Source organism: Prochlorococcus marinus XMU1419 (assembly GCF_017695955.1).
Classification (GTDB): domain Bacteria; phylum Cyanobacteriota; class Cyanobacteriia; order PCC-6307; family Cyanobiaceae; genus Prochlorococcus_A; species Prochlorococcus_A marinus_AD.
The window spans coordinates 408,622-427,438 of the sequence record NZ_JAAORO010000003.1; the positions used below are offsets into that span (position 1 = coordinate 408,622).

The following is an 18,817-nucleotide window of genomic DNA, read 5'->3' on the forward strand; positions in this document are numbered from 1 at the left end:
TGACACCTAATAATCACGGAGAGGGAGGGATTCGAACCCTCGACAAAAGTTACCTCCTGTAACTCCTTAGCAGGGAGCCGCTTTCAACCACTCAGCCACCTCTCCAGTTCTTATACATTATCAATTTTTTTGCAAACATTCAAAATTTTTTATTTAATCGAAATGTCTAATCAACTTGAACTCTCGGTAATCTATTTTTAAAAGAACAAAGAATTTCCCACGGGATAGTATTAGATTTTCTTGCCCATTCAAGAGGAGAAATTGTTTTGTCTCCGTCAGATCCTAGTAATAACATCGTACTACCAATTCTAATTTCATTTGAACCTGTTATGTCCACCATCATTTGATCCATAGTTATAGATCCAACTTGGGGATAAAATTTTTTATTATGAAGGACTTTTATCTTGCCTGAAAGATTTCTTGGAACTCCATCTGCGTAACCAATACTTAATACAGCTAACTTTGTTCTTCTACTACTTACAAAGTTTCCTCCATAACTTACACTTACACCAGGTTCAATAATCCTAATAAAAGCTACTTTAACTTTCAAAAATAAAGCTGGTTTGAGTGATAAATTTTTATCTATTTTGGCTATTGGACAGTATCCATACATAGAAAGCCCAACACGTACCATGTGATAATGAAAATCTTTGTTAAGAAGCATTCCCGCAGAATTAGCCAAATGAATCTTAATTTTATTATTTCTATCAAGATTAATCTGCTTTAATAATTTATTAAACTTCAGTCTTTGTAATTGAGTAACACTTTTAGGATCAAGTACGTTATTTTCATCTGCAGAAGATAAATGACTATATATTCCTTCTATTGAAATATTCTCAAAAGATATAATCTTTTCAAATTGCTGTACAAATTTATTTAATTCGAATCCTAATCTTGACATTCCGGTATCAACCTTAAGATGTAAGGAAAATTTCAACCCAACGTTCTTCCCGATATTATTGCAAATTAAACACTCTCTTATACTACTGATAGTTGGCATAAGATCATTTTTAAAAGCTATTATTAAATCTCTTTTTGTATAAAGATTTCCTAGAATAAGAATTGGTTTTTTAACTCCAAAAGAACGAAGCTTAATCCCCTCTTTTAAAGTAGCAACCCCTAATTGCGAAGCTCCACCTTTAATAGCGTAGTCAGAAACTACTTTTGCATCATGACCGTATCCATCAGCTTTGACAACCGCCATAAATTGACAATTTTTACTTAGCTTTTTTCTTAACTGCTTTACATTTGTTTCAAGTGCTTTGCCTTTAACCTCTATCCATGCTCTTTGTTTTGGATTTATATCTTGATTAAAAGTTGGATATTTATCAAAATTAAATCCCTGATTAATTTGCCGAATTTGCATTAAATTTGCACAAATAAATGCGCTTATTGAAATATACAGTTAGCATGACATGTAATTCCTATTTTGGCATGGGCCAGACTCTAGTCTTAAATGCATCTTATGAACCTTTAAACATCACTTCTTGGAGAAGAGCTGTCATTTTAATGATCAAAGGTAAAGCAGAAAGCTTAGAGGAAGATAAATCTTATTCAATACATAGCGGAACAAAATTGCCGACAGTTATAAGACTTCGTTATTACGTAAAAGTACCATTTAGAGAGGTTTCTTTAACAAGAAAAAATATTCTTCTGAGAGATAATAATGCTTGCCAATACTGTAATTACAGGGGTAGTGACCTATCAATAGATCATGTTTTGCCGAGAAGCAGAGGTGGAACTGACAACTGGGAAAATGTAACTACAGCATGTCTCAGATGTAATGTACAAAAAGGTAACAGAACCCCAGAAGAGGCAAATATGCCTCTAAAACGAAAGCCTTATCGTCCACTTAGTAATCTCAATTTTGAGGCTACCAGACAAATTGACTCTGGCAGACATAAAGAATGGAGTAAATACGTAATAGGAGTTGCAATTTAAAAAAATAAAATCTTAATTTACTTCGTTATTAAAATCTTCCATCATTCTTTTTTGTTCTTGAGCTATGCATGCATCAATTACTTCGTCCAATTGCCCAGCAAGAATTGGCTCTAGTGAAAAATTAGAACCTAATCTATGATCAGTTGTCCTATTATCTTTAAAATTATAAGTTCTAATTTTTTCACTCCTATCACCCGTACCAACCTGGGAAAGTCTTTGTGATCTCTCTTTTGCATTAGCTTCTTTTAATTGAATTTCATATAATTTAGCTCTTAAAATTTCCATTGCTCGTTCGCGATTTTGCAATTGTGATCTCTCTTGAGTACAAAAAACTCTTATTCCTGTAGGCTTGTGGAGAAGATCAATAGCTGTCTCCACCTTATTAACATTTTGTCCCCCTGCACCTCCTGATCTTGCTGTTCCAACCTCTAAATCAGTTGGATCAATCTTAACCTCTACAGGATCAGCCTCAGGCATAACAGCCACTGTAGCAGTAGAGGTATGGACTCTACCTTGAGATTCAGTGGCTGGAACTCTTTGGACTCTATGTACGCCAGCCTCAAATTTAAGTTGACTATATACAGAATCTCCCTTAACGGAAATGACTAACTCCTTAAATCCTCCCATATCTGACTCGGAAGCACTAACAGGTTTTACAGACCATCCAATTTTTTGTCCATATCTTTCATACATTCTTGCTAAATCACCCGCCCAGATACAAGCCTCGTTCCCTCCAGCACCAGCTCTGATTTCCAACATAACACTTCGCTCATCTCTTGGATCTTTTGGCAATAATGCGATAGTTGTTTTTTGAATCAGTTCATTCTTACATTCTTCTAAATTTATTAACTCCTCATTAATCAAAGATTCCATTTCTTTGTCATTTCTATTCTCTTTTAGTAGATTTTTTGAATCTTCGATCTCTTTATCAGTATCAAGCAACTTATTAAAATCTATAACCAAAGGTTCCAATTTTGACCTTTCTCTTGCTATTGATTCTAATTTTTTTGGATCATTAGCTATATCCGGATCTGCAAGCTGCACTTCCAAATTTTCAAAACTTTCTGAAGCAGTTTTCAACCTTGCAATTAATGTTGAGTATTCCAATTGAAATTGTGCTTAATTTTTGAAAGTTTTATTTTTTAGAGTCTTTTTCTTCTTTTTGCTCTTTTGATGTGGCTGAATTAGCTGAACCCATTCCATATTTTTTCATAAACCTATCAACCCTACCTTCTGTATCAAGAATTTTCTGAGTTCCAGTGAAGAAGGGATGATTACCACTCCATACATCAACATGTAATTCAGGTTGTGTCGAACCACAAGTCATAACGACTTCACCGTTACAAATAACTTTTGCATTTGGATACCATTTTGGATGAATTTCTGATTTTGGCATGATTTAAATTCCTTTAACGTTTAGAGAATTGAGGAGCTTTTCTTGCTTTTTTAAGACCATATTTTCTTCTTTCCTTAGCTCTAGGGTCTCTACTGAGATGGCCTTCAGTTTTGAGTGGTTTCCTATTGTCAGGAGATAATTCGCAAAGTGCTCTTGCTGCTCCTTGCTTGATAGCGTCTGCTTGACCAGTCAATCCACCTCCAAAAACATTAACCAAAATATCATAAGAATTTTCAAGGCCCAATGTTTGCAAAGGTGCTTTTATTGAATTTAAGTGCAAAGGATTAAAGTTTAAATAATCATCGCCAGAACGACCATTAATTTTTATTAGTCCATTCCCTGGAATCAAGCGAACTCTAGCTACTGAAGTTTTTCTTCTTCCAGTCCCCCAATAAACAGCTTTGTTTTTTATTTGACTATTCATTTTGATAAATTCAACTATTTAATAATACAGGATTCTGAGCAGCATGAGGATGATCAGGACCTTTATAAACTTTTAATTTTGTAAATTGCTGTCTTCCCAAAGAGTTATGAGGCAGCATGCCCTTTACAGCTTGCTCGATGATTCTTTCAGGAATTCTCTCTTGCAGAGACTCAAATTTTTCAGTTTTCATTCCTCCTGGTCTTCCAGAATGTCTTCTATACAACTTTTGTGATGCTTTTTTACCTGTTACCTCAACTTTTTCAGCATTTATCACAATGACAAAATCTCCAGTATCTAAATGAGGAGTAAATGTTGGTTTATTTTTACCTCTCAATACAGTCGCAATTTCTGTAGCGAGTCTCCCAAGTGTTTTATCTTTTGCATCAACCAAAAACCAATTTCTTTCAATGGTTTCTAAAGGTGGAGTAATTGTTTTATTCATTTACCAAATCTATACAAATAAATTTAAAGTTAGTATTAAATTCTACCTTATCGGAGGATTATTAAACAACAGTATTGAATGTTTTATTCAAAAAATTCGCTCAATTAAACTTTACTTAAGAAAAACCCTTAATTAAAAATACAGGGAAAAAATCATTTTTGTTAACCTTTTTAAAAACACTCTCTTCATAAACAGCATTTACAAAACATAACCCCTTAGCTGGAGCAGATTCTTTAACATCATTTTTCTTTTTGTTTACCCATCTATCTGTAAAAATTTCTGGCGATATTTTTTTTTCTCCAACTAACACTAGTTGACCAACAATTAAACGAACCATTCCATACAGAAAACCAGAAGCTTTAATATCTACTAAAATTAAATCTTCTACTCTCTTAATATCTATATTTTTTATATTCGTAATAGAGTTTGTCCTGTTACTTCCACTTTTCTGAAAAGCAAAAAAATCATGCTCACCTTCCATTCTCTTGGATGCATTTAACATTAAAACTTCATCTAATTCTTTTTGATATCTATGCCATGACCAATTATTGATAAACAAGTTCGGGAATTTACTATTATTAATAACATATCGATAATGTCTATACATTGCTGAATAACATGCATGCCAATTATCTTTAACCTCAACTGATTCCAAGATCCTAATTGTTGATGGTAAAAGATTATTTAAGACATTAGAATAACTGCCCGCCGGCATAACACAATCTACATCAAAGTGTACTACTTGACCTGATGCATGAACCCCAGCATCAGTCCTGCCAGCAGCAAAAGTCTTTACTGTATGTTCTGTAATCTTTAAGAGAGCTTTGTCTAAAATTTCTTGTACAGTGATTGCATTTTTTTGTCTTTGCCAACCTGAATAATTAGATCCATCGTATTGGATTAGTAAAGCTACCCTTTTCAAAAGTTATTTTCTTATAAAAAAGACCCTTAAGTAACTAACTTAAACAAGCTCAATTATAGCCATCTGAGCATTATCACCTTTTCTAGAGATTGTTCTAACTATGCGTGTATAGCCACCTTTTCTATCTCCATATCTTTCTTTTGCTTTTTCAAATAATGAATGAACTAATTTCTTATCATAAATATATCCTATTGCTCTTCTCCTAGAAGATAAACTACCCTCTTTAGCTAGAGAAATCATCCTTTCAGCCTCATTTCTTAAAGCTTTTGCTCTGGCTTTTGTTGTCGTAACTCTACCTTCCCTAATTAATTGTGTAGTCAAACCTCTTAAAAGTGCTTTCCTTTGGTCAGCAGGTTTACTCAATAATGGAATTCTAAGTTGGTGTCTCATAATCTTAAAAATTGTTAAACAGAAGTTCTGCTTTGTGGAATAGAAATTCCTATGCGCTCAAGAGCTTCAATAACTTCATCTGCAGATTTAGAGCCAAAGTTCTTAATTTCAAGAAGATCTTCATAACTAAAACCCATTAAATCTGACACTGAGTTAACTTGTGCTCTTTTTAGACAATTATATGCTCTAACGGACAAGTTTAGTTCCTCAAGGGGAATTTGAGCTTCAGGAGATGGTTCAGGTTCTTCTGGAATTTCCTCAACCATTGTAACAGTTGCTAGAGGTTGAAAAAGTTCTATTAACTGGTTTGCAGCTTCAGCAATGGCATCATCAGGGCTTGTTGAGCCATCCGTCACAACTTCCATTTTTAATCTTTCTCTACCAGTTCCGCCCTCTGCTACAGCAGTTTCATCAATCGTAAAATTAACTCTCTTTACTGGCATAAATACAGCGTCTATTTGAAGTAAATCAATAGCAGTTGTCTCTTCATTCTTGCGATCGACCGGTCTATATCCTATACCTCTTTCTACATGGATTTCTAGTTCTAAGTTATGACCAGCCTGAATAGTAGCAATCGGTTTTTCACCATCAACAATCTCAACTTGAGAAGAGAATTGAATATCATTCGCCTTCACTTCCATTGGACCAGTTGCAACTAGCCTGCCAATTTCAAGCTCTGGATTAGAACTATTAATTGATAATTGCTTACAATTGAGAAGAATATCTAAAACGTCTTCTCTTACGCCAGGAATAGTTGCATATTCATGGTTGATTCCTGCTATTCTAACTGCGGTCACTGCACTTCCTTCAAGTCCTCCCATAAGGACTCTTCTAAGCGAATTACCCAAGGTTGTAGCTTGTCCCCTTTCTAGAGGGCCAATTAAAAATGTTCCTGTTTGGGAGCGATCATCTGCTATTTGATGGTCGATTCTGTCAATCTGGTATTGCAACACGGAAAAAAATAAAGGTTAAAAGTTTTTTTGGGGGTTTGGAGAATGGTTAAGAACTAAACGCGTCTTCGTTTAGGTCTTCTACATCCATTATGAGGTAATGGAGTTACATCTCTTATTAGAGTTATTTCTAATCCGGCCACTTGTAAAGCTCTTATGGCCGTTTCCCTACCTGAGCCTGGCCCTCTTACTAAAACTTCTATTTGTCTCATTCCTTGATCAAGTGCTCTCCTAGCTGCAGCTTCAGCTGCTGTTTGAGCTGCAAAGGGTGTACCCTTACGAGCGCCTTTAAATCCACTTGCGCCTGCGGAAGACCAAGAAATTACCTGTCCGGAATTATCGGTAATTGAGACAATAGTATTATTGAATGTACTTTGAATGTGCACTACACCATTCGGTATATTACGCTTAGATTTCTTCGAACCTGTTTTTTTTACTGTAGCTGCCATGATGAATAAATTTAATACTGGAAATAGTGAGTAAAACTAATTAATTATTTTTTTCTTCCAGCAACTGTTTTCCTTGAACCCCTTCTTGTTCTTGCATTAGTTCTAGTCCTTTGGCCTCTAACCGGAAGGCTCATTCTGTGCCTCCTTCCTCTCACACAACCGATATCTTGTAAGCGTTTTAGGGCCATTCCCTCTTTTCTTCTCAAATCTCCTTCTAAAGTGAAATCCTCTGTAGCACCTCTAAGTTTTTGCACATCAGAATCAGAAAGATCTTTGACACGAGTGTCTGGGTTAACACCCGTATTTTCAAGAATTAGCTTTGATCTTGTTAAACCAATTCCATAAACGTACGTAAGAGCAATTTCAACTCGCTTTTCGCGAGGTATGTCAATTCCTGCAATCCTAGCCACTTGTTTTGAGTAAGTAAAAGTTTATTTAATGGGTTGTAATTTAACCCTGACGCTGTTTATTGCGAGGTCTTTTCTTGTTGATAACAAAGATTTTACCTCTTCTCCTCACGATCTGATCGTCAGGACTAATTTTTTTGACTGAAGATCTGACCTTCATGGGGGTTTGCAAATAAAACGCTAGTTCTTTATTCTACATCATCATCAAGCCATTTTTTGTTTAATTTCAGAGGAAATAGTTTTAAAATCTCTATCAGCGTCAATATACTCTAGCAATGAAAGATCTTTGAAATATTTAATCAATGGTTCTGTAGTTTTTTTATAAATATCAAATCTTGTTCTAATAGTCTCTTCAGTATCATCTTTTCTTCCTCTTAGAAGCAAACGCTTTATTAAAACTTCTTCTGGAATATCCAAGTAGAAAACTATTTCTAAAGGTTGATTTAATTCAATTAAAACCTGGTTCAATGAATTTGCTTGAGATAAATTTCTTGGATAGCCATCTAGAATCCAACCTTTGTTATTATTATCTAGATTTTGTCTTACTATTTTCAAAACAAGGTCATCGCTAACCAGTTTTCCTTTGTTAATAATATCCTTTACCTGTTTACCAAGAGAAGTATCCATTTCAATTTCTTTTCTTAATAATTCACCTGTAGAAAGGTGCAAATAAGAATTGGATTGACTTAGTAATTCCGCCTGAGTCCCTTTTCCCGCTCCTGGCGCACCTAAAAATAATATATGTTTTTTCATTAATTGTTAATTAGTCCCTCATACCTTTGAGAAATAACATAAGTTTGAATTTGCTTAGAGGTATCAATAGCCACTCCTACAAGAATAAGCAATGAAGTTGCTCCTAAGCCTTGAAAAGTCTGAACATTTGTTGCTCTTTCTACTGCGGCTGGGATTATAGCAACCGAACCAAGAAATAATCCTCCTAATAATGTCAACCTATTTTGTATACCTGATAGGTATTTCGCTGTATTAGTTCCTGGCCTAACTCCTGGGATTGCCACTCCTCCTTTTTTTAAATTTGACGCTACATCAACTGGATTAATTGTAAGAGATGCATAAAAATAGGAGAATCCTAAAATCAATGAAAAAAAAGTAAGAGCATACGGCCATGGATTTGAAGATCCGGGATTTAAACTACTAGCCAATTTAATTAAGACTGGATTGCCCGTAATGTTCGCAATGGTTATAGGTAAAAAAATTAAAGCAGATGCAAATATAATTGGCATTACTCCTCCTGCATTTAATTTCAAGGGTAGATAACTTTGCCTCGTAGGAAGCAATGTTGAATTTCCTATTTGTCTTTTTGCACTAACAATAGGTATACGTCTCGCTCCTTCTTGGACAAAAATTATTCCAATAATTGTTAACAAAAACACTCCAAGTAAAACTGCTATACCTAAAACATCTCCTCGATCACCAGTTTGAGCTTTTTCAATAGTTGAGCTTAAAGCCTTTGGCAAAGTCGAGACAATATTCAAAAAAATTACCAGTGAAGCGCCTTGTCCTATTCCTTTCTCTGTAATAATTTCACTGAACCACATCACCAACATTGATCCAGTTACTAATGCTATGGAGGTTTGCAACACAAATGTGGTTTCACTTATCCCCTGAATTGCATATTGTTTAAGAATTAATGAGAAAATAATACTCTGTAAAAAACCCCAGCCTAAAGAAACATATCTAGTTATTTGAGCAATTTTTCTTCTACCCGCTTCTCCCTCATTTTTTTGTAAATCTTCAAGAACAGGCAATGAAGCAGTTAGAAGCTGAATAATAATTGATGCATTGATAAAGGGGAGTATGCCTAATGCAAATATTCCTAGGGTAGAAATTCCTCCGCCAGTAAAAATATCTAAAAAACCTATTAATTGCCCCCCTTGATCGATAAAACTTTTAAAAGCAACTCTATCGATACCTGGCATTGGGATATATATACCAAGTCTTACTAAAAGAAGAAGACCTAAAGTTGTTAAAACTCTGCTTCTAAGCTCTTTATTTAAAAATAATTGGGAAAGTATTTCAGAAGCGCTAGGATTTCTACTTTTGTTAACAAACATTTTGAACTTACCTAAATTTTTTAGTAAATTTATTTTTTACCGATAAGCTCGCAAGACCCACCTGCGTCCTCAATTTTTTGTTTTGCAGCTTTCGTGAATGCATGAGCTTGGACTGTCAATTTTACATTAACCTTTCCGTTACCAAGAATTTTTAAAGGAAATTTTGGCTTAAAGATCAATCCTTTTTTGACTAGTGAATCTAAATTAACAGTATCGTTATCTTTGAAATCATTTAATTTATTTAAATTTATAATAGAAAAATTCTTTTGATTAATTATTTCAAAGTGCTTTAATTTTGGAACTCTTCTATATAAAGGCATTTGCCCACCTTCGAAACCTGGACGTGTAGGTCTCCCAGAACGTGACTTTTGACCTCTCATTCCAAAACCACATGAAGCACCTTGACCCGCAGCAATACCTCTACCTTTTCTTAACTTTTTCTTTCTAGAGCCAGAGTTTGATTTAAGTGTATTTAATGTTGAAGTCATAATTTTCAAGAATAGAGCTGTTCAAGTGAGATTCCTCTCTCCCTTGAGGCAGATTTGTGTGTTCTTAATTGTGAAAGAGCTACCATGGCAGCTCTTGCATTATTCAAAGGTGTTTTACTACCTAATCTTTTAGCTAAGACATTTTTTATGCCCGCTAATTCTAAAACTGTTCTAATTGAACCACCAGCAATTACTCCTGTACCTGGTGCAGCTGGCCTAATAAGTACATTAGCAGCACCGTCTCTACCTTTAGATAAAGTTGGTATTGAGTTATTTGGAGTTAAAGGAACCCTAACAAGATTCTTTTTCCCATCTGAAACTCCCTTTCTCACCGCACCAATTACATCTCCTGCTTTACCGACTCCAACTCCAACTTGACCCTTCTCATTACCTACAACAACTATTGCTCTAAAACTCATTTTTTTCCCACCCTTAACAGTTTTAGAAACTCGTCGAATTTGAACAACTCTTTCTTGCCAGTCAGAATCTCTCTCAAGATTTTTTGAGTCACCTCTTTTATTTCTTTTTCGATCATTACGATTATTCTTTTTTTGTTCAACAGGCATAGCTCCAGGAACGTTATCGTTCTTGGATTGAATTTCTTGTTTTGTTGGAGTGTCAGTCATAGTAAAAATAAATTAGAATTCTAGGCCAGCTTCACGAGCAGCATCTGCAAGTGCCTTTACTCTGCCGTGATATAAATTACCTCCACGGTCGAAAATTACTTGCTTAATACCTTTTTTTATCGCTCTCTTTGCTAATAATTTCCCAACAATGGAAGAAGAATTACAATCAGAAGGTAATTTATCAGATTTTTCTCTTAGTTCCTTATCAACAGTTGAAGCTGAGCAAATGGTTGTTTGAGCACTATCATCTATAACCTGGGCATAAATATGGTTATTAGAGCGAAAAACAGACAATCTTGGACGCGTTGCATCTCCAATTAAGAATCTCCTTAATCTTCTATGTCTTTTTTGGGTTTGTAATTTCCTGGAAAGTTTGGTCATTTTTTTTAATTGGAATTATTTTTTGCCAGATTTACCAGCTTTTCTGAGAATTCTCTCATCATGGTATTTAATTCCTTTACCTTTATATGGTTCTGGAGGTCTAATTGATCTGATTTTTGCTGCCTCATTGCCAACAATTTCCTTATCAATTCCAGATACAGTAACGTTTGTATTACTCTCAACCTTGTATGTTATACCATCAGGGGGGATCATTTCTACAGGATGACTATATCCTGCACTTACAACTAGATTTTTACCTTTTACTTGCGCTCTCGACCCAACTCCAACAATTTCTAGTTTCTTTGAAAAACCTTGAGTAACCCCTTCAACCATATTCGCAATTAAGGCTCTACATAAACCATGTCTCTGCTTTGAATATATTTTGGTTGTAGTAGGACTTACGACAACAGTATTATCTTTCTTATCAAAACTAACTCCCTCAGGCATGAGACGTTTTAATTCACCCTTTGGGCCTTTCACTGTAACTGTTAATCCATCAAAATCAACTGTAACTTTCTCTGGAATAAGTACTGGTGTTTTTCCGATTCTTGACATAATTAATTCTCCTTAATAAACATAGCAGAGGACTTCGCCGCCAATGCCTTGCTTTCTAGCATCACGATCACTCATAACGCCTTTAGAAGTTGAAATTATGGCAACTCCAAGACCTCCAAGAACTTTTGGTAAACCTCTAGTATTTTTGTATACTCTCAAACCAGGTTTACTAACTCTTTGCATAGATCGGATAGTAGGAAATTTGTTTTTACCACTATATTTGAGGCCGAGTATTATTTGTGATTTATAACCTTCACCTTCCTCATTAATATCAGAAATAAATCCCTCCTTTTGAAGCACTTTGGCGATACTTAAGGACATTTTTGAACCTGGGATTGTTGTGGTTGTATGCTTTTTTTGACTCGCATTTCTAATTCGAGTAAGCATATCTGAAATAGGATCGTGATTTGACATAGTTTTAATTTAATTCTTACTAAAAGGCATTCCTAACTCCTGCAAAAGAGCTTTACCTTCTTGATCTGATTTTGCACTAGTGACAATAGTTATATCCATACCTCTTATTGAATCTATTTTATCAAAAGAGATTTCAGGAAAAATCAATTGTTCTTTCACTCCAACGGTATAATTCCCTCTCCCATCGAAACTTTTTGGATTAACTCCTCTGAAGTCTCTTATTCTTGGTAAAGCAAGATTTATAAATCTCTCCAAAAAGGAATACATCCTATCTCCTCTCAAAGTAACAGTACAACCTATCGGCATGCCCTCACGAATTTTAAAACCCGCGATAGCTTTTTTAGCCCTAGTGACGAGGGCCTTTTGTCCTGTAATTGTTGCCATTTCGTTTAAAGAGGCTTCTAGAGCTTTCGAATTTGAAGCTGCCTCACCAAGACCTCTGTTAACGTTGACTTTGACAACTTTAGGTACTTGATGAATATTTTTAAGACCAAGGTCCTTTAAAAGTTTTGGTCTTATTGATTCTTTGTAGCGATTTTTTAGAGTCATAATTTTTTGTTAATTCTGGTCTTTGTCAGAATTGATAAATTAGAAAAAGTTGAAATCTGGTTTCTGATGAAAAATTAATCAATTACTTCACCAGTTTTCTTCAATCTTCTTTTCTTAACCCCCTCTTTATCAATAAAGTACTCAATCTTACTTGTAAGATTTTTATCCTTCGAAAAAAACATTACATTTGATGCATGTAAAGATGCTTCTTCTGTAAGTATTCTTCCACTTTCTCCTTCCTGTGTTGGTTTTACATGTTTTGTCCTAAGGTTAATTCCCTTAACTATTACTCTATTTTCAAGAGGGATTGTTTTTAAAACTTCGCCAGTTTTGCCTTTTTCCTTTCCGTTAATTACTTTTACTAAATCTCCAGTTTTGATTCTCATTTTAATTTTTTGGAAATTCTTTTTTTGTTTTAATGAATCCAGCATTTAAATTACCTCCGGAGCAAGAGAAACAATCTTAGTATAATTTTTATCCCGCAGTTCTCTAGCCACAGGACCAAAAACTCTAGTACCTTTTGGATTCTTATCCTCATTTATCAAAACGGCAGCATTATCATCAAATCTGATTGAATTACCAGTATTTCTTCTTAATGTTGCTTTTGTTCTAACAATGACAGCTTTAACAACCTCAGATTTCTTAACTCCCATATTAGGAAGAGCATCTTTAACAGTTGCTACTATTACATCTCCGACATGAGCGTATCTTCTATTAGAACCTAAGACCCTAATACATTGAAGTCTTTTTGCACCGCTGTTATCAGCAACTGTTAAATATGTTTCTTGTTGAATCATTTTTTTACCTCCTTTGCCTCAGTTGTTTTATTAAGGATCTCTTCTATTGCCCATCTTTTATGAGCGCTCAGAGGTCTGGTTTCTCTAATTTTAACTCTATCACCTAAAACACATGAATTTTCGGGGTCATGCGCCTTGTATCGAGTAGTTCTACTTACAATTTTTTTATAAGTGGGATGTGGATATCTGTTAATAACAGCAACAACAACTGTTTTGTCCATTTTGTCGCTGACAACAGTACCAATTCTTTCTTTAAGTGCCATAACTAAAATAATTAATCAGAAGTAGTTTTAGAAGCAGATTGACTTTTACTGAGAGTTAGTAATTGCGCAACTTGTTTCTTGATGATTTTAAATTTATGAGTTTCATTGAGCTGTCTCGTAGCTTGCTTGAATCTCAAATCAAAGAGATCTTTTCGTAATTGGTCAATCTTTTCAGAAATTTGATCAGAATTTAATTTTTTAAATTCTTTAAGAGACTCTGAGTTTTTCATTGTTTAACCTCCTCTTGAGATTTTTTACTATTTTTTGCTTCTTCTTGATTTTTATCAATGGATATAAATTTTGTTTTTACAGGAAGTTTGTATTGCGCAAGACGCATAGCTTCCTTTGCAATTTCCTCAGTGATATCATCACCACCCATTTCAAAAAGTATTCTGCCTGGTTTTACAACTGCAACCCAAAACTCTGGATTACCCTTACCAGAACCCATTCTAGTTTCGGCAGGTCTCATGGTTACAGGTTTATCAGGAAAAATTCTTATCCAGATTTGACCTCCACGTTTTATATATCTTGTCATAGCTCGTCTACTTGCCTCAATCTGACGTGCAGTTACCCAACCACAGTCTTGAGCTTGGAGAGCAAATTGACCGAAAGCAATAGTATTACCTTTTGAGGCAACTCCCCTCATTCTGCCTCTATGTTGTTTACGAAATTTAGTGCGTTTTGGACTAAGCATTTTTATACCTCCTATGAATTCTCTTTTGAACGATCCTCAAATTGCTGAGGTCTTCTACTAGCTTTCCTTTTTGGGCTTGCACCCACAGGGATAGTTTGTTCTTCTTTAGGAAGAACTTCACCTTTGAAAACCCAAACTTTGATGCCTAGAACACCGTAAGTTGTATTAGCTTCACGTGTTGCATAGTCAATCTCAGCTCTCAAAGTATGCAAAGGTACTCTACCTTCTCTGGTCCATTCAGTTCTAGCTATTTCAGCGCCATTTAACCTTCCACCTACTTGAATTTTAAGACCAAGAACTCCGGCCCTTTGGGCCCTTTGCAGGGCCATTCTTATAGTTCTTCTAAATGCAACTCTTTTTTCAAGTTGTTGGGCAATATATTCTGCAAGTAAAAAAGCATCTGCATCAACTCTCTCAACTTCTACTACATTTATTCTAACTTGCCTTGTCCTATCCCCTATAGTTTTTTGAATTCCAGATCTTAATTCTTCAATCCCACTTCCTTGTCTTCCAACTATCACCCCTGGTCTTGCTGTTTTTAATTCAAGTTCCAATTGATCAGCTTTTCTAGCAATTAATACATCGCTAATTCCCGCTGCACCATATTTTTTCTGTATGAAATTGCGAATTTTAAAATCTTCTTGGAGAAGAATTGGATACGTCTTTGAAGTAGCAAACCATTTGGAGCGATGTTCTTGTGTAATTCCTAGTCTTAGTCCTGAAGGATGTATTTTTTGTCCCATTAGTTTTGTACCTCCGCATTAGTTTGAGTAGGAGCAGATTCAACAGAAATACTAATATGGCAAGTCTGTTTTTTAATTGAAAAAGCTCGACCTTGAGCTCTGGGCCTATACCTTTTCATTACAGGACCATTATTAGCCCATGCAGATGAAATCACTAGGGTAGATGGATCCATACCAAGATTATGCTCTGCATTAGCAACCGCAGATCTTAAAACTTTAGTAATGGGATCAGTAGATCTGTAAGGCATAAATTCCAACATAATCAATGCATCTCTGTAAGACCTACCCCTTATCTGATCCAAAACTCTTCTTACTTTAGAGGCTGATCCTCGAATATAGTTCCCATGAGCAATGGCTGTTTTTGTTATTTCAGGTGTTTTTGTCATGATTTTGCTCCTTTCTTATCTCTTATGTGACCTCGGTAAGTCCGTGTAGGAGCAAATTCACCGAGTTTATGACCAATCATTTGTTCAGTAATAAATACTGGAATGTGGCTCTTGCCATTATGTACAGCGATTGTGTGACCAATCATTACAGGTAAAATAGTAGAGGATCTCGACCAAGTTTTGATAACAGACTTGTCATTATCAGTATTTTGTTTTTCTACCTTTTTAAGCAGGCTATCTGCTATAAAAGGTCCTTTTTTTAGTGAACGTCCCATGATTATGTAATAGAAATTGGAATAATAAATGAAGTAATCAAGAGTCTCTTCCTCCTCTACTCCTCTTAGAAACACGACGACGTCTTCGAACAACTAATTTATTACTTGGCTTGTTCTTTTTACGTGTCTTTAACCCAAGAGCTGGTTTACCCCATGGAGTAACTGGGCCTGCTCTACCAATTGGTGCTTTTCCCTCTCCTCCTCCATGTGGATGATCACATGGGTTCATCACGCTACCTCTTACTTGTGGCCTTCTTCCAAGCCATCTTCTTCTTCCTGCTTTACCTAGGCTAGTATTCCTTATTTCTGAGTTACCAACTTCTCCAAGAGTTGCGTAGCATTCTTTTCTAACAAGTCTAACTTCAGTAGATGGGAGTTTTAAAGCAACATAATCTCCCTCTTTTGCCATAACTTGTGCACTAGCTCCGGCAGATCTAACCATCTGAGCACCTCTTCCTGCATATAACTCAACACAATGAACACTAGATCCTAACGGCATAACAGAAAGTGGCATTGCATTTCCATCTTCAATTGGAACACTTTCTCCAGATATAACAATCTGTCCAACTTTTACACCTGCTGGAGCGATAATGTATCTTTTCTCTCCATCTTCATAAAATAAAAGCGCAAGCCTTGCATTTCTATGCGGATCGTAGTGTATAGCTGCAACTTTAGCATTAATATTTCTTTTATCTCTTCTGAAATCGACTAATCTATATTGCCTTTTATGTCCACCTCCACGATGACGACAAGTAATAACTCCACGATTATTCCTTCCTTTAACTCTGTGTTTTGAAACTACAAGTGATTTCTCACGTTTTGAACTTGTTATTTCACTGAAATCTGTAACTACTCTCTGTCTAGTGCCAGGTGTATAAGGTTTAAATTTACGAATTGCCATGATTAAAACTCCTTAGGATTCTGGGAAAAGTTGGATTTTGTCTCCTTCTGCAAGACGTACAATTGCCTTCTTGACCTGAGAACGTCTACCGGAAAATTTTCCGACTCTTCTTGTTCTCCTAGGAGGATTCATAGTGTTAACTCCTATAACTTTAACACTGAATAAGGCTTCAATAGCTGCCTTTATTTGTGGCTTTGCCGCTCTATGATCTACTTCAAAAGTATATTGGTTAAGATCTAGCGCGTTTGTAGCTTTCTCAGTAATAACTGGCTTTCTTATTACATCGGCTAAACGAGAATCGAATAACTTACTCATGATGCATAAACCTCCTGAATTTTATTTACTGCAGATTGACCTATTACCAATTTATTAGCATTGAGAATATCAAATACATTTAATTGATCGGCGGCAATTAATTTTACTTTTTCAATATTGTTGATGGATTTTTTTATGACATCGGACGGATTATCAAGAATAACCAAAACTTTTTCAGTTTTTTGTATACCTAATCGAGCAAGGCCATTTATGATATCGCTTGTTTTAGGCTGCTTTAGAGTAGATCCAAAATCTTCAACAGCCTTCATATCAGATACTCTGGACATAAGTGCTGTTCTAAGAGCTAATCTTCGTTCCTTGCGATTCATATCAAGATTATAAGAACGTGGCTTCGGTCCAAAAATAATTCCGCCACCTGGTCTTAAAGGTGTCCTTATTGAACCTTGACGAGCTCTTCCTGTACCTTTCTGTTTGTATGGCTTTCTGCCGCCGCCACGTACTTCAGATCTTGTCAAAGTTGATGCTGTCCCTTGTCTTTTATTTGCAAGCTGCCTAAGAACTGCTCTATGAATTAAGTCTGCTGAAGAGGTTTCTTTAGCAACTGCTAAATCAAGATTAACTTTTCCTGATTTTTTGCCGTCCCACTTGAGAGTTTCGAGTGTTGTCATGATTTTTCACCTCCTTTTTTGCCCACAACATTATTTGGCTTAATGTTGACAATTGAACCAGGTTTACCTGGGACAGAACCTTTCACTACAAGCAAATTTTTCTGATCATCAATTTTTAGAACTAACAGACCTTTCGTAGTTATCAGTTTTCCTCCATATCTTCCTGCCATTCTTTTCCCTGGATAAATTCTTCCTGGAGTTGTTCCTGCTCCTGTAGATCCGGGAGCCCTGTGATTTTTTGAACCATGACTCATAGGACCTCTGCTAAAACCATGTCTTTTCTGGTAACCAGCAAAACCTCTACCCATAGATTTGCCACTGATATCAACTTTTTGACCAACCTCAAAGTTTTTTACAGTTATTTGATTTCCTATTTCATAGGGTGAAGTTTCCTCAACCCTATATTCTTTCAAGTGCTTTAAAAGTTCTGTACCTGATTTCAACAAATGTCCCTTTTCAGGTTTGCTTATATGCTTATCTTTAGACAAGCCATAACCTAACTGAACGGCAGTATAACCATCCAAAGCTGTAGTTTTTAATTGCGTGACACGGCAGGGACCAGCTTCAATAAGAGTAACTGGTACGGCATTACCTTTGTCGTCGAAAAGTTGGGACATGCCCAATTTCTTTCCTAAAATTCCGATAGACATAAGACTAAATTAGGCTAGCTATTAATGATTTTTAAATTAATTAAATCTTCAGTGATTGAGATTTATTTGAATAAAAAAACAATTAGTAAGGTTGAGACTTTTCTAAAACTAAGATAGTTTCTCTTGAGATAAACCCACCTGAATTTTTTAACGAAACGCTAAAAAATGTGAAATTTTGTAGAGGCTCGGCTAGCTTGCGAGCTTAAAAATTCACTAAGTTACAATTGTACATCATCAAGTACCATAAAATAAAATAATATAGAAATAAAGGAAATTTTTATGCCATTACTTCTCACAGGGAAAAAATTTCATAACGATTTAAAAACTAACAAATGTCTTGCAATATTTGCCCCTCTTGAAGGTGGTTATGAAACTCGTCTTTTGAGGAGAATGAGAGCCAAGGGCTTTAAAACTTACATAACATCAGCAAGAGGGCTTGGAGATCCAGAAGTATTCTTGCTCAAATTGCATGGCGTTAGACCACCTCATCTTGGTCATCAAAGTGTAGGAAGAAACGGAGCGCTCGGGGAAGTTCAACAAGTAATTCCTCAAGCTTCTGAATTATTTAATGAAAATGAAAAAAATAAATTACTTTGGTTGTTAGAAGGTCAAGTATTATCTCAATCTGAATTAGAGAGCTTAATAGAGATTTGCACTAAAGATAACAAACTAACAATTGTTGTTGAAATGGGGGGTTCAAGAAAACTTGAATGGAAGCCATTAAGTAATTATATTTTGGATGAATTTGAAAGTTAAAT

At 35.4% G+C, this 18,817-nt stretch carries 33 protein-coding genes and 1 tRNA gene; 2 read left to right on the forward strand and 32 right to left on the reverse strand.

Annotation, left to right across the window (positions count from 1 at the left end; all coding sequences use genetic code 11):
• Positions 1–16: 16 nt before the first annotated feature.
• Together HA151_RS08300 and alr are read right to left on the reverse strand one after the other, a co-directional pair.
• Positions 17–105: transfer RNA gene (locus HA151_RS08300), tRNA-Ser, on the reverse strand.
• Between the two features lie 61 nt (positions 106–166).
• The gene (alr, locus tag HA151_RS08305) at positions 167–1,366 is read right to left on the reverse strand and encodes an alanine racemase (RefSeq protein WP_209106981.1); all 1,200 of its coding nucleotides are present in this window, start codon (positions 1,364–1,366) and stop codon (positions 167–169) included.
• Between the two features lie 17 nt (positions 1,367–1,383).
• Here alr and HA151_RS08310 point away from each other — a divergent pair, with 17 nt between their 5' ends.
• Entirely contained in the window at positions 1,384–1,941 is a 558-nt protein-coding gene (locus HA151_RS08310; protein ID WP_209106982.1) for an HNH endonuclease, read from the forward strand.
• 12 nt (positions 1,942–1,953) lie between these two features.
• On the opposite strand, the gene prfA is transcribed toward HA151_RS08310, so the two are convergent.
• The 30 genes from prfA to rplC all read right to left on the reverse strand — a co-directional run bounded on the left by prfA (position 1,954) and on the right by rplC (position 18,059).
• Complete coding sequence (gene prfA, locus HA151_RS08315; protein ID WP_209106983.1) at positions 1,954–3,048, reverse strand: peptide chain release factor 1; 1,095 nt, start codon at positions 3,046–3,048, stop codon at positions 1,954–1,956.
• Between the two features lie 28 nt (positions 3,049–3,076).
• A complete protein-coding gene (rpmE, locus tag HA151_RS08320) occupies positions 3,077–3,337 on the reverse strand; it encodes a 50S ribosomal protein L31 (RefSeq protein WP_209106984.1) in 261 nt (86 codons plus the stop codon).
• Between the two features lie 13 nt (positions 3,338–3,350).
• Entirely contained in the window at positions 3,351–3,761 is a 411-nt protein-coding gene (rpsI, locus tag HA151_RS08325) for a 30S ribosomal protein S9 (protein WP_011819147.1), read from the reverse strand.
• 10 nt (positions 3,762–3,771) lie between these two features.
• Entirely contained in the window at positions 3,772–4,203 is a 432-nt protein-coding gene (gene rplM / locus HA151_RS08330; RefSeq protein ID WP_209106985.1) for a 50S ribosomal protein L13, read from the reverse strand.
• A 115-nt stretch (positions 4,204–4,318) separates the two neighbouring features.
• Entirely contained in the window at positions 4,319–5,125 is an 807-nt protein-coding gene (gene truA, locus HA151_RS08335; RefSeq protein WP_209106986.1) for a tRNA pseudouridine(38-40) synthase TruA, read from the reverse strand.
• Positions 5,126–5,164: 39 nt separating this feature from the next.
• Entirely contained in the window at positions 5,165–5,515 is a 351-nt protein-coding gene (gene rplQ / locus HA151_RS08340; protein WP_209106987.1) for a 50S ribosomal protein L17, read from the reverse strand.
• 14 nt (positions 5,516–5,529) lie between these two features.
• Entirely contained in the window at positions 5,530–6,468 is a 939-nt protein-coding gene (locus HA151_RS08345; protein ID WP_209106988.1) for a DNA-directed RNA polymerase subunit alpha, read from the reverse strand.
• A gap of 53 nt (positions 6,469–6,521) precedes the next feature.
• Positions 6,522–6,914, reverse strand: a complete 393-nt coding sequence (gene rpsK / locus HA151_RS08350) for a 30S ribosomal protein S11 (RefSeq protein WP_209106989.1) — start codon at positions 6,912–6,914, stop codon at positions 6,522–6,524.
• Positions 6,915–6,958: 44 nt separating this feature from the next.
• Positions 6,959–7,324, reverse strand: a complete 366-nt coding sequence (gene rpsM, locus HA151_RS08355) for a 30S ribosomal protein S13 (protein ID WP_209106990.1) — start codon at positions 7,322–7,324, stop codon at positions 6,959–6,961.
• A gap of 40 nt (positions 7,325–7,364) precedes the next feature.
• Positions 7,365–7,481, reverse strand: coding sequence for a 50S ribosomal protein L36 (gene rpmJ, locus HA151_RS08360; RefSeq protein ID WP_075537754.1), 117 nt, complete (start codon positions 7,479–7,481; stop codon positions 7,365–7,367).
• A 44-nt stretch (positions 7,482–7,525) separates the two neighbouring features.
• Positions 7,526–8,074 carry an adenylate kinase gene (locus tag HA151_RS08365; RefSeq protein WP_209106991.1) on the reverse strand — a complete coding sequence of 183 codons (549 nt, stop codon included), beginning with the start codon at positions 8,072–8,074 and terminating at the stop codon, positions 7,526–7,528.
• Positions 8,074–9,393 carry a preprotein translocase subunit SecY gene (gene secY / locus HA151_RS08370; protein ID WP_209106992.1) on the reverse strand — a complete coding sequence of 440 codons (1,320 nt, stop codon included), beginning with the start codon at positions 9,391–9,393 and terminating at the stop codon, positions 8,074–8,076. The genes HA151_RS08365 and secY overlap by 1 nt, the downstream gene beginning before the upstream one ends.
• A gap of 29 nt (positions 9,394–9,422) precedes the next feature.
• Complete coding sequence (rplO, locus tag HA151_RS08375; protein ID WP_209106993.1) at positions 9,423–9,881, reverse strand: 50S ribosomal protein L15; 459 nt, start codon at positions 9,879–9,881, stop codon at positions 9,423–9,425.
• A 5-nt stretch (positions 9,882–9,886) separates the two neighbouring features.
• Positions 9,887–10,507, reverse strand: a complete 621-nt coding sequence (gene rpsE / locus HA151_RS08380; protein ID WP_025938706.1) for a 30S ribosomal protein S5 — start codon at positions 10,505–10,507, stop codon at positions 9,887–9,889.
• Between the two features lie 12 nt (positions 10,508–10,519).
• Positions 10,520–10,888 carry a 50S ribosomal protein L18 gene (gene rplR / locus HA151_RS08385; RefSeq protein WP_209106994.1) on the reverse strand — a complete coding sequence of 123 codons (369 nt, stop codon included), beginning with the start codon at positions 10,886–10,888 and terminating at the stop codon, positions 10,520–10,522.
• 15 nt (positions 10,889–10,903) lie between these two features.
• On the reverse strand, positions 10,904–11,443 hold the full coding sequence (gene rplF, locus HA151_RS08390) for a 50S ribosomal protein L6 (RefSeq protein ID WP_209106995.1): 540 nt from the start codon (positions 11,441–11,443) through the stop codon (positions 10,904–10,906).
• Between the two features lie 12 nt (positions 11,444–11,455).
• Positions 11,456–11,857: a 30S ribosomal protein S8 gene (rpsH, locus tag HA151_RS08395; RefSeq protein WP_032525066.1), complete on the reverse strand. Its 402-nt coding sequence runs from the start codon at positions 11,855–11,857 to the stop codon at positions 11,456–11,458.
• A 9-nt stretch (positions 11,858–11,866) separates the two neighbouring features.
• Positions 11,867–12,406, reverse strand: a complete 540-nt coding sequence (gene rplE / locus HA151_RS08400; RefSeq protein WP_011819160.1) for a 50S ribosomal protein L5 — start codon at positions 12,404–12,406, stop codon at positions 11,867–11,869.
• A 74-nt stretch (positions 12,407–12,480) separates the two neighbouring features.
• On the reverse strand, positions 12,481–12,837 hold the full coding sequence (gene rplX / locus HA151_RS08405) for a 50S ribosomal protein L24 (protein ID WP_209106996.1): 357 nt from the start codon (positions 12,835–12,837) through the stop codon (positions 12,481–12,483).
• Positions 12,838–13,203, reverse strand: a complete 366-nt coding sequence (rplN, locus tag HA151_RS08410) for a 50S ribosomal protein L14 (RefSeq protein WP_002807235.1) — start codon at positions 13,201–13,203, stop codon at positions 12,838–12,840. It lies immediately after the preceding gene.
• Positions 13,200–13,466 carry a 30S ribosomal protein S17 gene (rpsQ, locus tag HA151_RS08415; protein WP_209106997.1) on the reverse strand — a complete coding sequence of 89 codons (267 nt, stop codon included), beginning with the start codon at positions 13,464–13,466 and terminating at the stop codon, positions 13,200–13,202. The genes rplN and rpsQ overlap by 4 nt, the downstream gene beginning before the upstream one ends.
• Before the next feature lie 11 nt (positions 13,467–13,477).
• Entirely contained in the window at positions 13,478–13,696 is a 219-nt protein-coding gene (gene rpmC / locus HA151_RS08420) for a 50S ribosomal protein L29 (protein ID WP_209106998.1), read from the reverse strand.
• Positions 13,693–14,160, reverse strand: a complete 468-nt coding sequence (gene rplP, locus HA151_RS08425) for a 50S ribosomal protein L16 (protein WP_209106999.1) — start codon at positions 14,158–14,160, stop codon at positions 13,693–13,695. Before rplP ends, rpmC begins: the two co-directional genes overlap by 4 nt.
• 11 nt (positions 14,161–14,171) lie before the next feature.
• Complete coding sequence (gene rpsC, locus HA151_RS08430; RefSeq protein ID WP_209107000.1) at positions 14,172–14,903, reverse strand: 30S ribosomal protein S3; 732 nt, start codon at positions 14,901–14,903, stop codon at positions 14,172–14,174.
• Positions 14,903–15,289 (reverse strand): 50S ribosomal protein L22, encoded by a 387-nt coding sequence (gene rplV, locus HA151_RS08435; protein ID WP_209107001.1) that lies wholly within the window; start codon positions 15,287–15,289, stop codon positions 14,903–14,905. The genes rpsC and rplV overlap by 1 nt, the downstream gene beginning before the upstream one ends.
• Complete coding sequence (gene rpsS / locus HA151_RS08440) at positions 15,286–15,564, reverse strand: 30S ribosomal protein S19 (RefSeq protein WP_025930944.1); 279 nt, start codon at positions 15,562–15,564, stop codon at positions 15,286–15,288. The genes rplV and rpsS overlap by 4 nt, the downstream gene beginning before the upstream one ends.
• A 37-nt stretch (positions 15,565–15,601) precedes the next feature.
• On the reverse strand, positions 15,602–16,465 hold the full coding sequence (gene rplB / locus HA151_RS08445) for a 50S ribosomal protein L2 (RefSeq protein WP_209107002.1): 864 nt from the start codon (positions 16,463–16,465) through the stop codon (positions 15,602–15,604).
• Positions 16,466–16,477: 12 nt separating this feature from the next.
• Positions 16,478–16,780, reverse strand: a complete 303-nt coding sequence (locus tag HA151_RS08450) for a 50S ribosomal protein L23 (RefSeq protein WP_209107003.1) — start codon at positions 16,778–16,780, stop codon at positions 16,478–16,480.
• A complete protein-coding gene (gene rplD, locus HA151_RS08455) occupies positions 16,777–17,409 on the reverse strand; it encodes a 50S ribosomal protein L4 (RefSeq protein ID WP_209107004.1) in 633 nt (210 codons plus the stop codon). The genes HA151_RS08450 and rplD overlap by 4 nt, the downstream gene beginning before the upstream one ends.
• Positions 17,406–18,059, reverse strand: coding sequence for a 50S ribosomal protein L3 (gene rplC / locus HA151_RS08460; RefSeq protein ID WP_209107005.1), 654 nt, complete (start codon positions 18,057–18,059; stop codon positions 17,406–17,408). Before rplC ends, rplD begins: the two co-directional genes overlap by 4 nt.
• A 279-nt stretch (positions 18,060–18,338) precedes the next feature.
• Here rplC and ndhN point away from each other — a divergent pair, with 279 nt between their 5' ends.
• Positions 18,339–18,815 carry an NAD(P)H-quinone oxidoreductase subunit N gene (gene ndhN / locus HA151_RS08465; RefSeq protein ID WP_209107006.1) on the forward strand — a complete coding sequence of 159 codons (477 nt, stop codon included), beginning with the start codon at positions 18,339–18,341 and terminating at the stop codon, positions 18,813–18,815.
• The last annotated feature ends 2 nt before the right edge of the window (positions 18,816–18,817 follow it).

Excerpts from the sequence above, each read along its gene's own strand:
- alr (WP_209106981.1), bottom strand. The coding sequence starts at position 1,366 with ATGCAAATTCGGCAAATTAATCAGGGATTTAATTTTGATAAATATCCA.
- HA151_RS08310 (WP_209106982.1), top strand. The coding sequence starts at position 1,384 with ATGCGCTTATTGAAATATACAGTTAGCATGACATGTAATTCCTATTTT.
- rpmE (WP_209106984.1), bottom strand. The coding sequence starts at position 3,337 with ATGCCAAAATCAGAAATTCATCCAAAATGGTATCCAAATGCAAAAGTT.
- rpsI (WP_011819147.1), bottom strand. The coding sequence starts at position 3,761 with ATGAATAGTCAAATAAAAAACAAAGCTGTTTATTGGGGGACTGGAAGA.
- rplM (WP_209106985.1), bottom strand. The coding sequence starts at position 4,203 with ATGAATAAAACAATTACTCCACCTTTAGAAACCATTGAAAGAAATTGG.
- rplQ (WP_209106987.1), bottom strand. The coding sequence starts at position 5,515 with ATGAGACACCAACTTAGAATTCCATTATTGAGTAAACCTGCTGACCAA.
- rpsK (WP_209106989.1), bottom strand. The coding sequence starts at position 6,914 with ATGGCAGCTACAGTAAAAAAAACAGGTTCGAAGAAATCTAAGCGTAAT.
- rpmJ (WP_075537754.1), bottom strand. The coding sequence starts at position 7,481 with ATGAAGGTCAGATCTTCAGTCAAAAAAATTAGTCCTGACGATCAGATC.
- HA151_RS08365 (WP_209106991.1), bottom strand. The coding sequence starts at position 8,074 with ATGAAAAAACATATATTATTTTTAGGTGCGCCAGGAGCGGGAAAAGGG.
- secY (WP_209106992.1), bottom strand. The coding sequence starts at position 9,393 with ATGTTTGTTAACAAAAGTAGAAATCCTAGCGCTTCTGAAATACTTTCC.
- rplO (WP_209106993.1), bottom strand. The coding sequence starts at position 9,881 with ATGACTTCAACATTAAATACACTTAAATCAAACTCTGGCTCTAGAAAG.
- rpsE (WP_025938706.1), bottom strand. The coding sequence starts at position 10,507 with ATGACTGACACTCCAACAAAACAAGAAATTCAATCCAAGAACGATAAC.
- rplR (WP_209106994.1), bottom strand. The coding sequence starts at position 10,888 with ATGACCAAACTTTCCAGGAAATTACAAACCCAAAAAAGACATAGAAGA.
- rplF (WP_209106995.1), bottom strand. The coding sequence starts at position 11,443 with ATGTCAAGAATCGGAAAAACACCAGTACTTATTCCAGAGAAAGTTACA.
- rpsH (WP_032525066.1), bottom strand. The coding sequence starts at position 11,857 with ATGTCAAATCACGATCCTATTTCAGATATGCTTACTCGAATTAGAAAT.
- rplE (WP_011819160.1), bottom strand. The coding sequence starts at position 12,406 with ATGACTCTAAAAAATCGCTACAAAGAATCAATAAGACCAAAACTTTTA.
- rplX (WP_209106996.1), bottom strand. The coding sequence starts at position 12,837 with ATGCTGGATTCATTAAAACAAAAAAAGAATTTCCAAAAAATTAAAATG.
- rplN (WP_002807235.1), bottom strand. The coding sequence starts at position 13,203 with ATGATTCAACAAGAAACATATTTAACAGTTGCTGATAACAGCGGTGCA.
- rpsQ (WP_209106997.1), bottom strand. The coding sequence starts at position 13,466 with ATGGCACTTAAAGAAAGAATTGGTACTGTTGTCAGCGACAAAATGGAC.
- rpmC (WP_209106998.1), bottom strand. The coding sequence starts at position 13,696 with ATGAAAAACTCAGAGTCTCTTAAAGAATTTAAAAAATTAAATTCTGAT.
- rplP (WP_209106999.1), bottom strand. The coding sequence starts at position 14,160 with ATGCTTAGTCCAAAACGCACTAAATTTCGTAAACAACATAGAGGCAGA.
- rpsC (WP_209107000.1), bottom strand. The coding sequence starts at position 14,903 with ATGGGACAAAAAATACATCCTTCAGGACTAAGACTAGGAATTACACAA.
- rplV (WP_209107001.1), bottom strand. The coding sequence starts at position 15,289 with ATGACAAAAACACCTGAAATAACAAAAACAGCCATTGCTCATGGGAAC.
- rpsS (WP_025930944.1), bottom strand. The coding sequence starts at position 15,564 with ATGGGACGTTCACTAAAAAAAGGACCTTTTATAGCAGATAGCCTGCTT.
- rplB (WP_209107002.1), bottom strand. The coding sequence starts at position 16,465 with ATGGCAATTCGTAAATTTAAACCTTATACACCTGGCACTAGACAGAGA.
- HA151_RS08450 (WP_209107003.1), bottom strand. The coding sequence starts at position 16,780 with ATGAGTAAGTTATTCGATTCTCGTTTAGCCGATGTAATAAGAAAGCCA.
- rplD (WP_209107004.1), bottom strand. The coding sequence starts at position 17,409 with ATGACAACACTCGAAACTCTCAAGTGGGACGGCAAAAAATCAGGAAAA.
- rplC (WP_209107005.1), bottom strand. The coding sequence starts at position 18,059 with ATGTCTATCGGAATTTTAGGAAAGAAATTGGGCATGTCCCAACTTTTC.
- ndhN (WP_209107006.1), top strand. The coding sequence starts at position 18,339 with ATGCCATTACTTCTCACAGGGAAAAAATTTCATAACGATTTAAAAACT.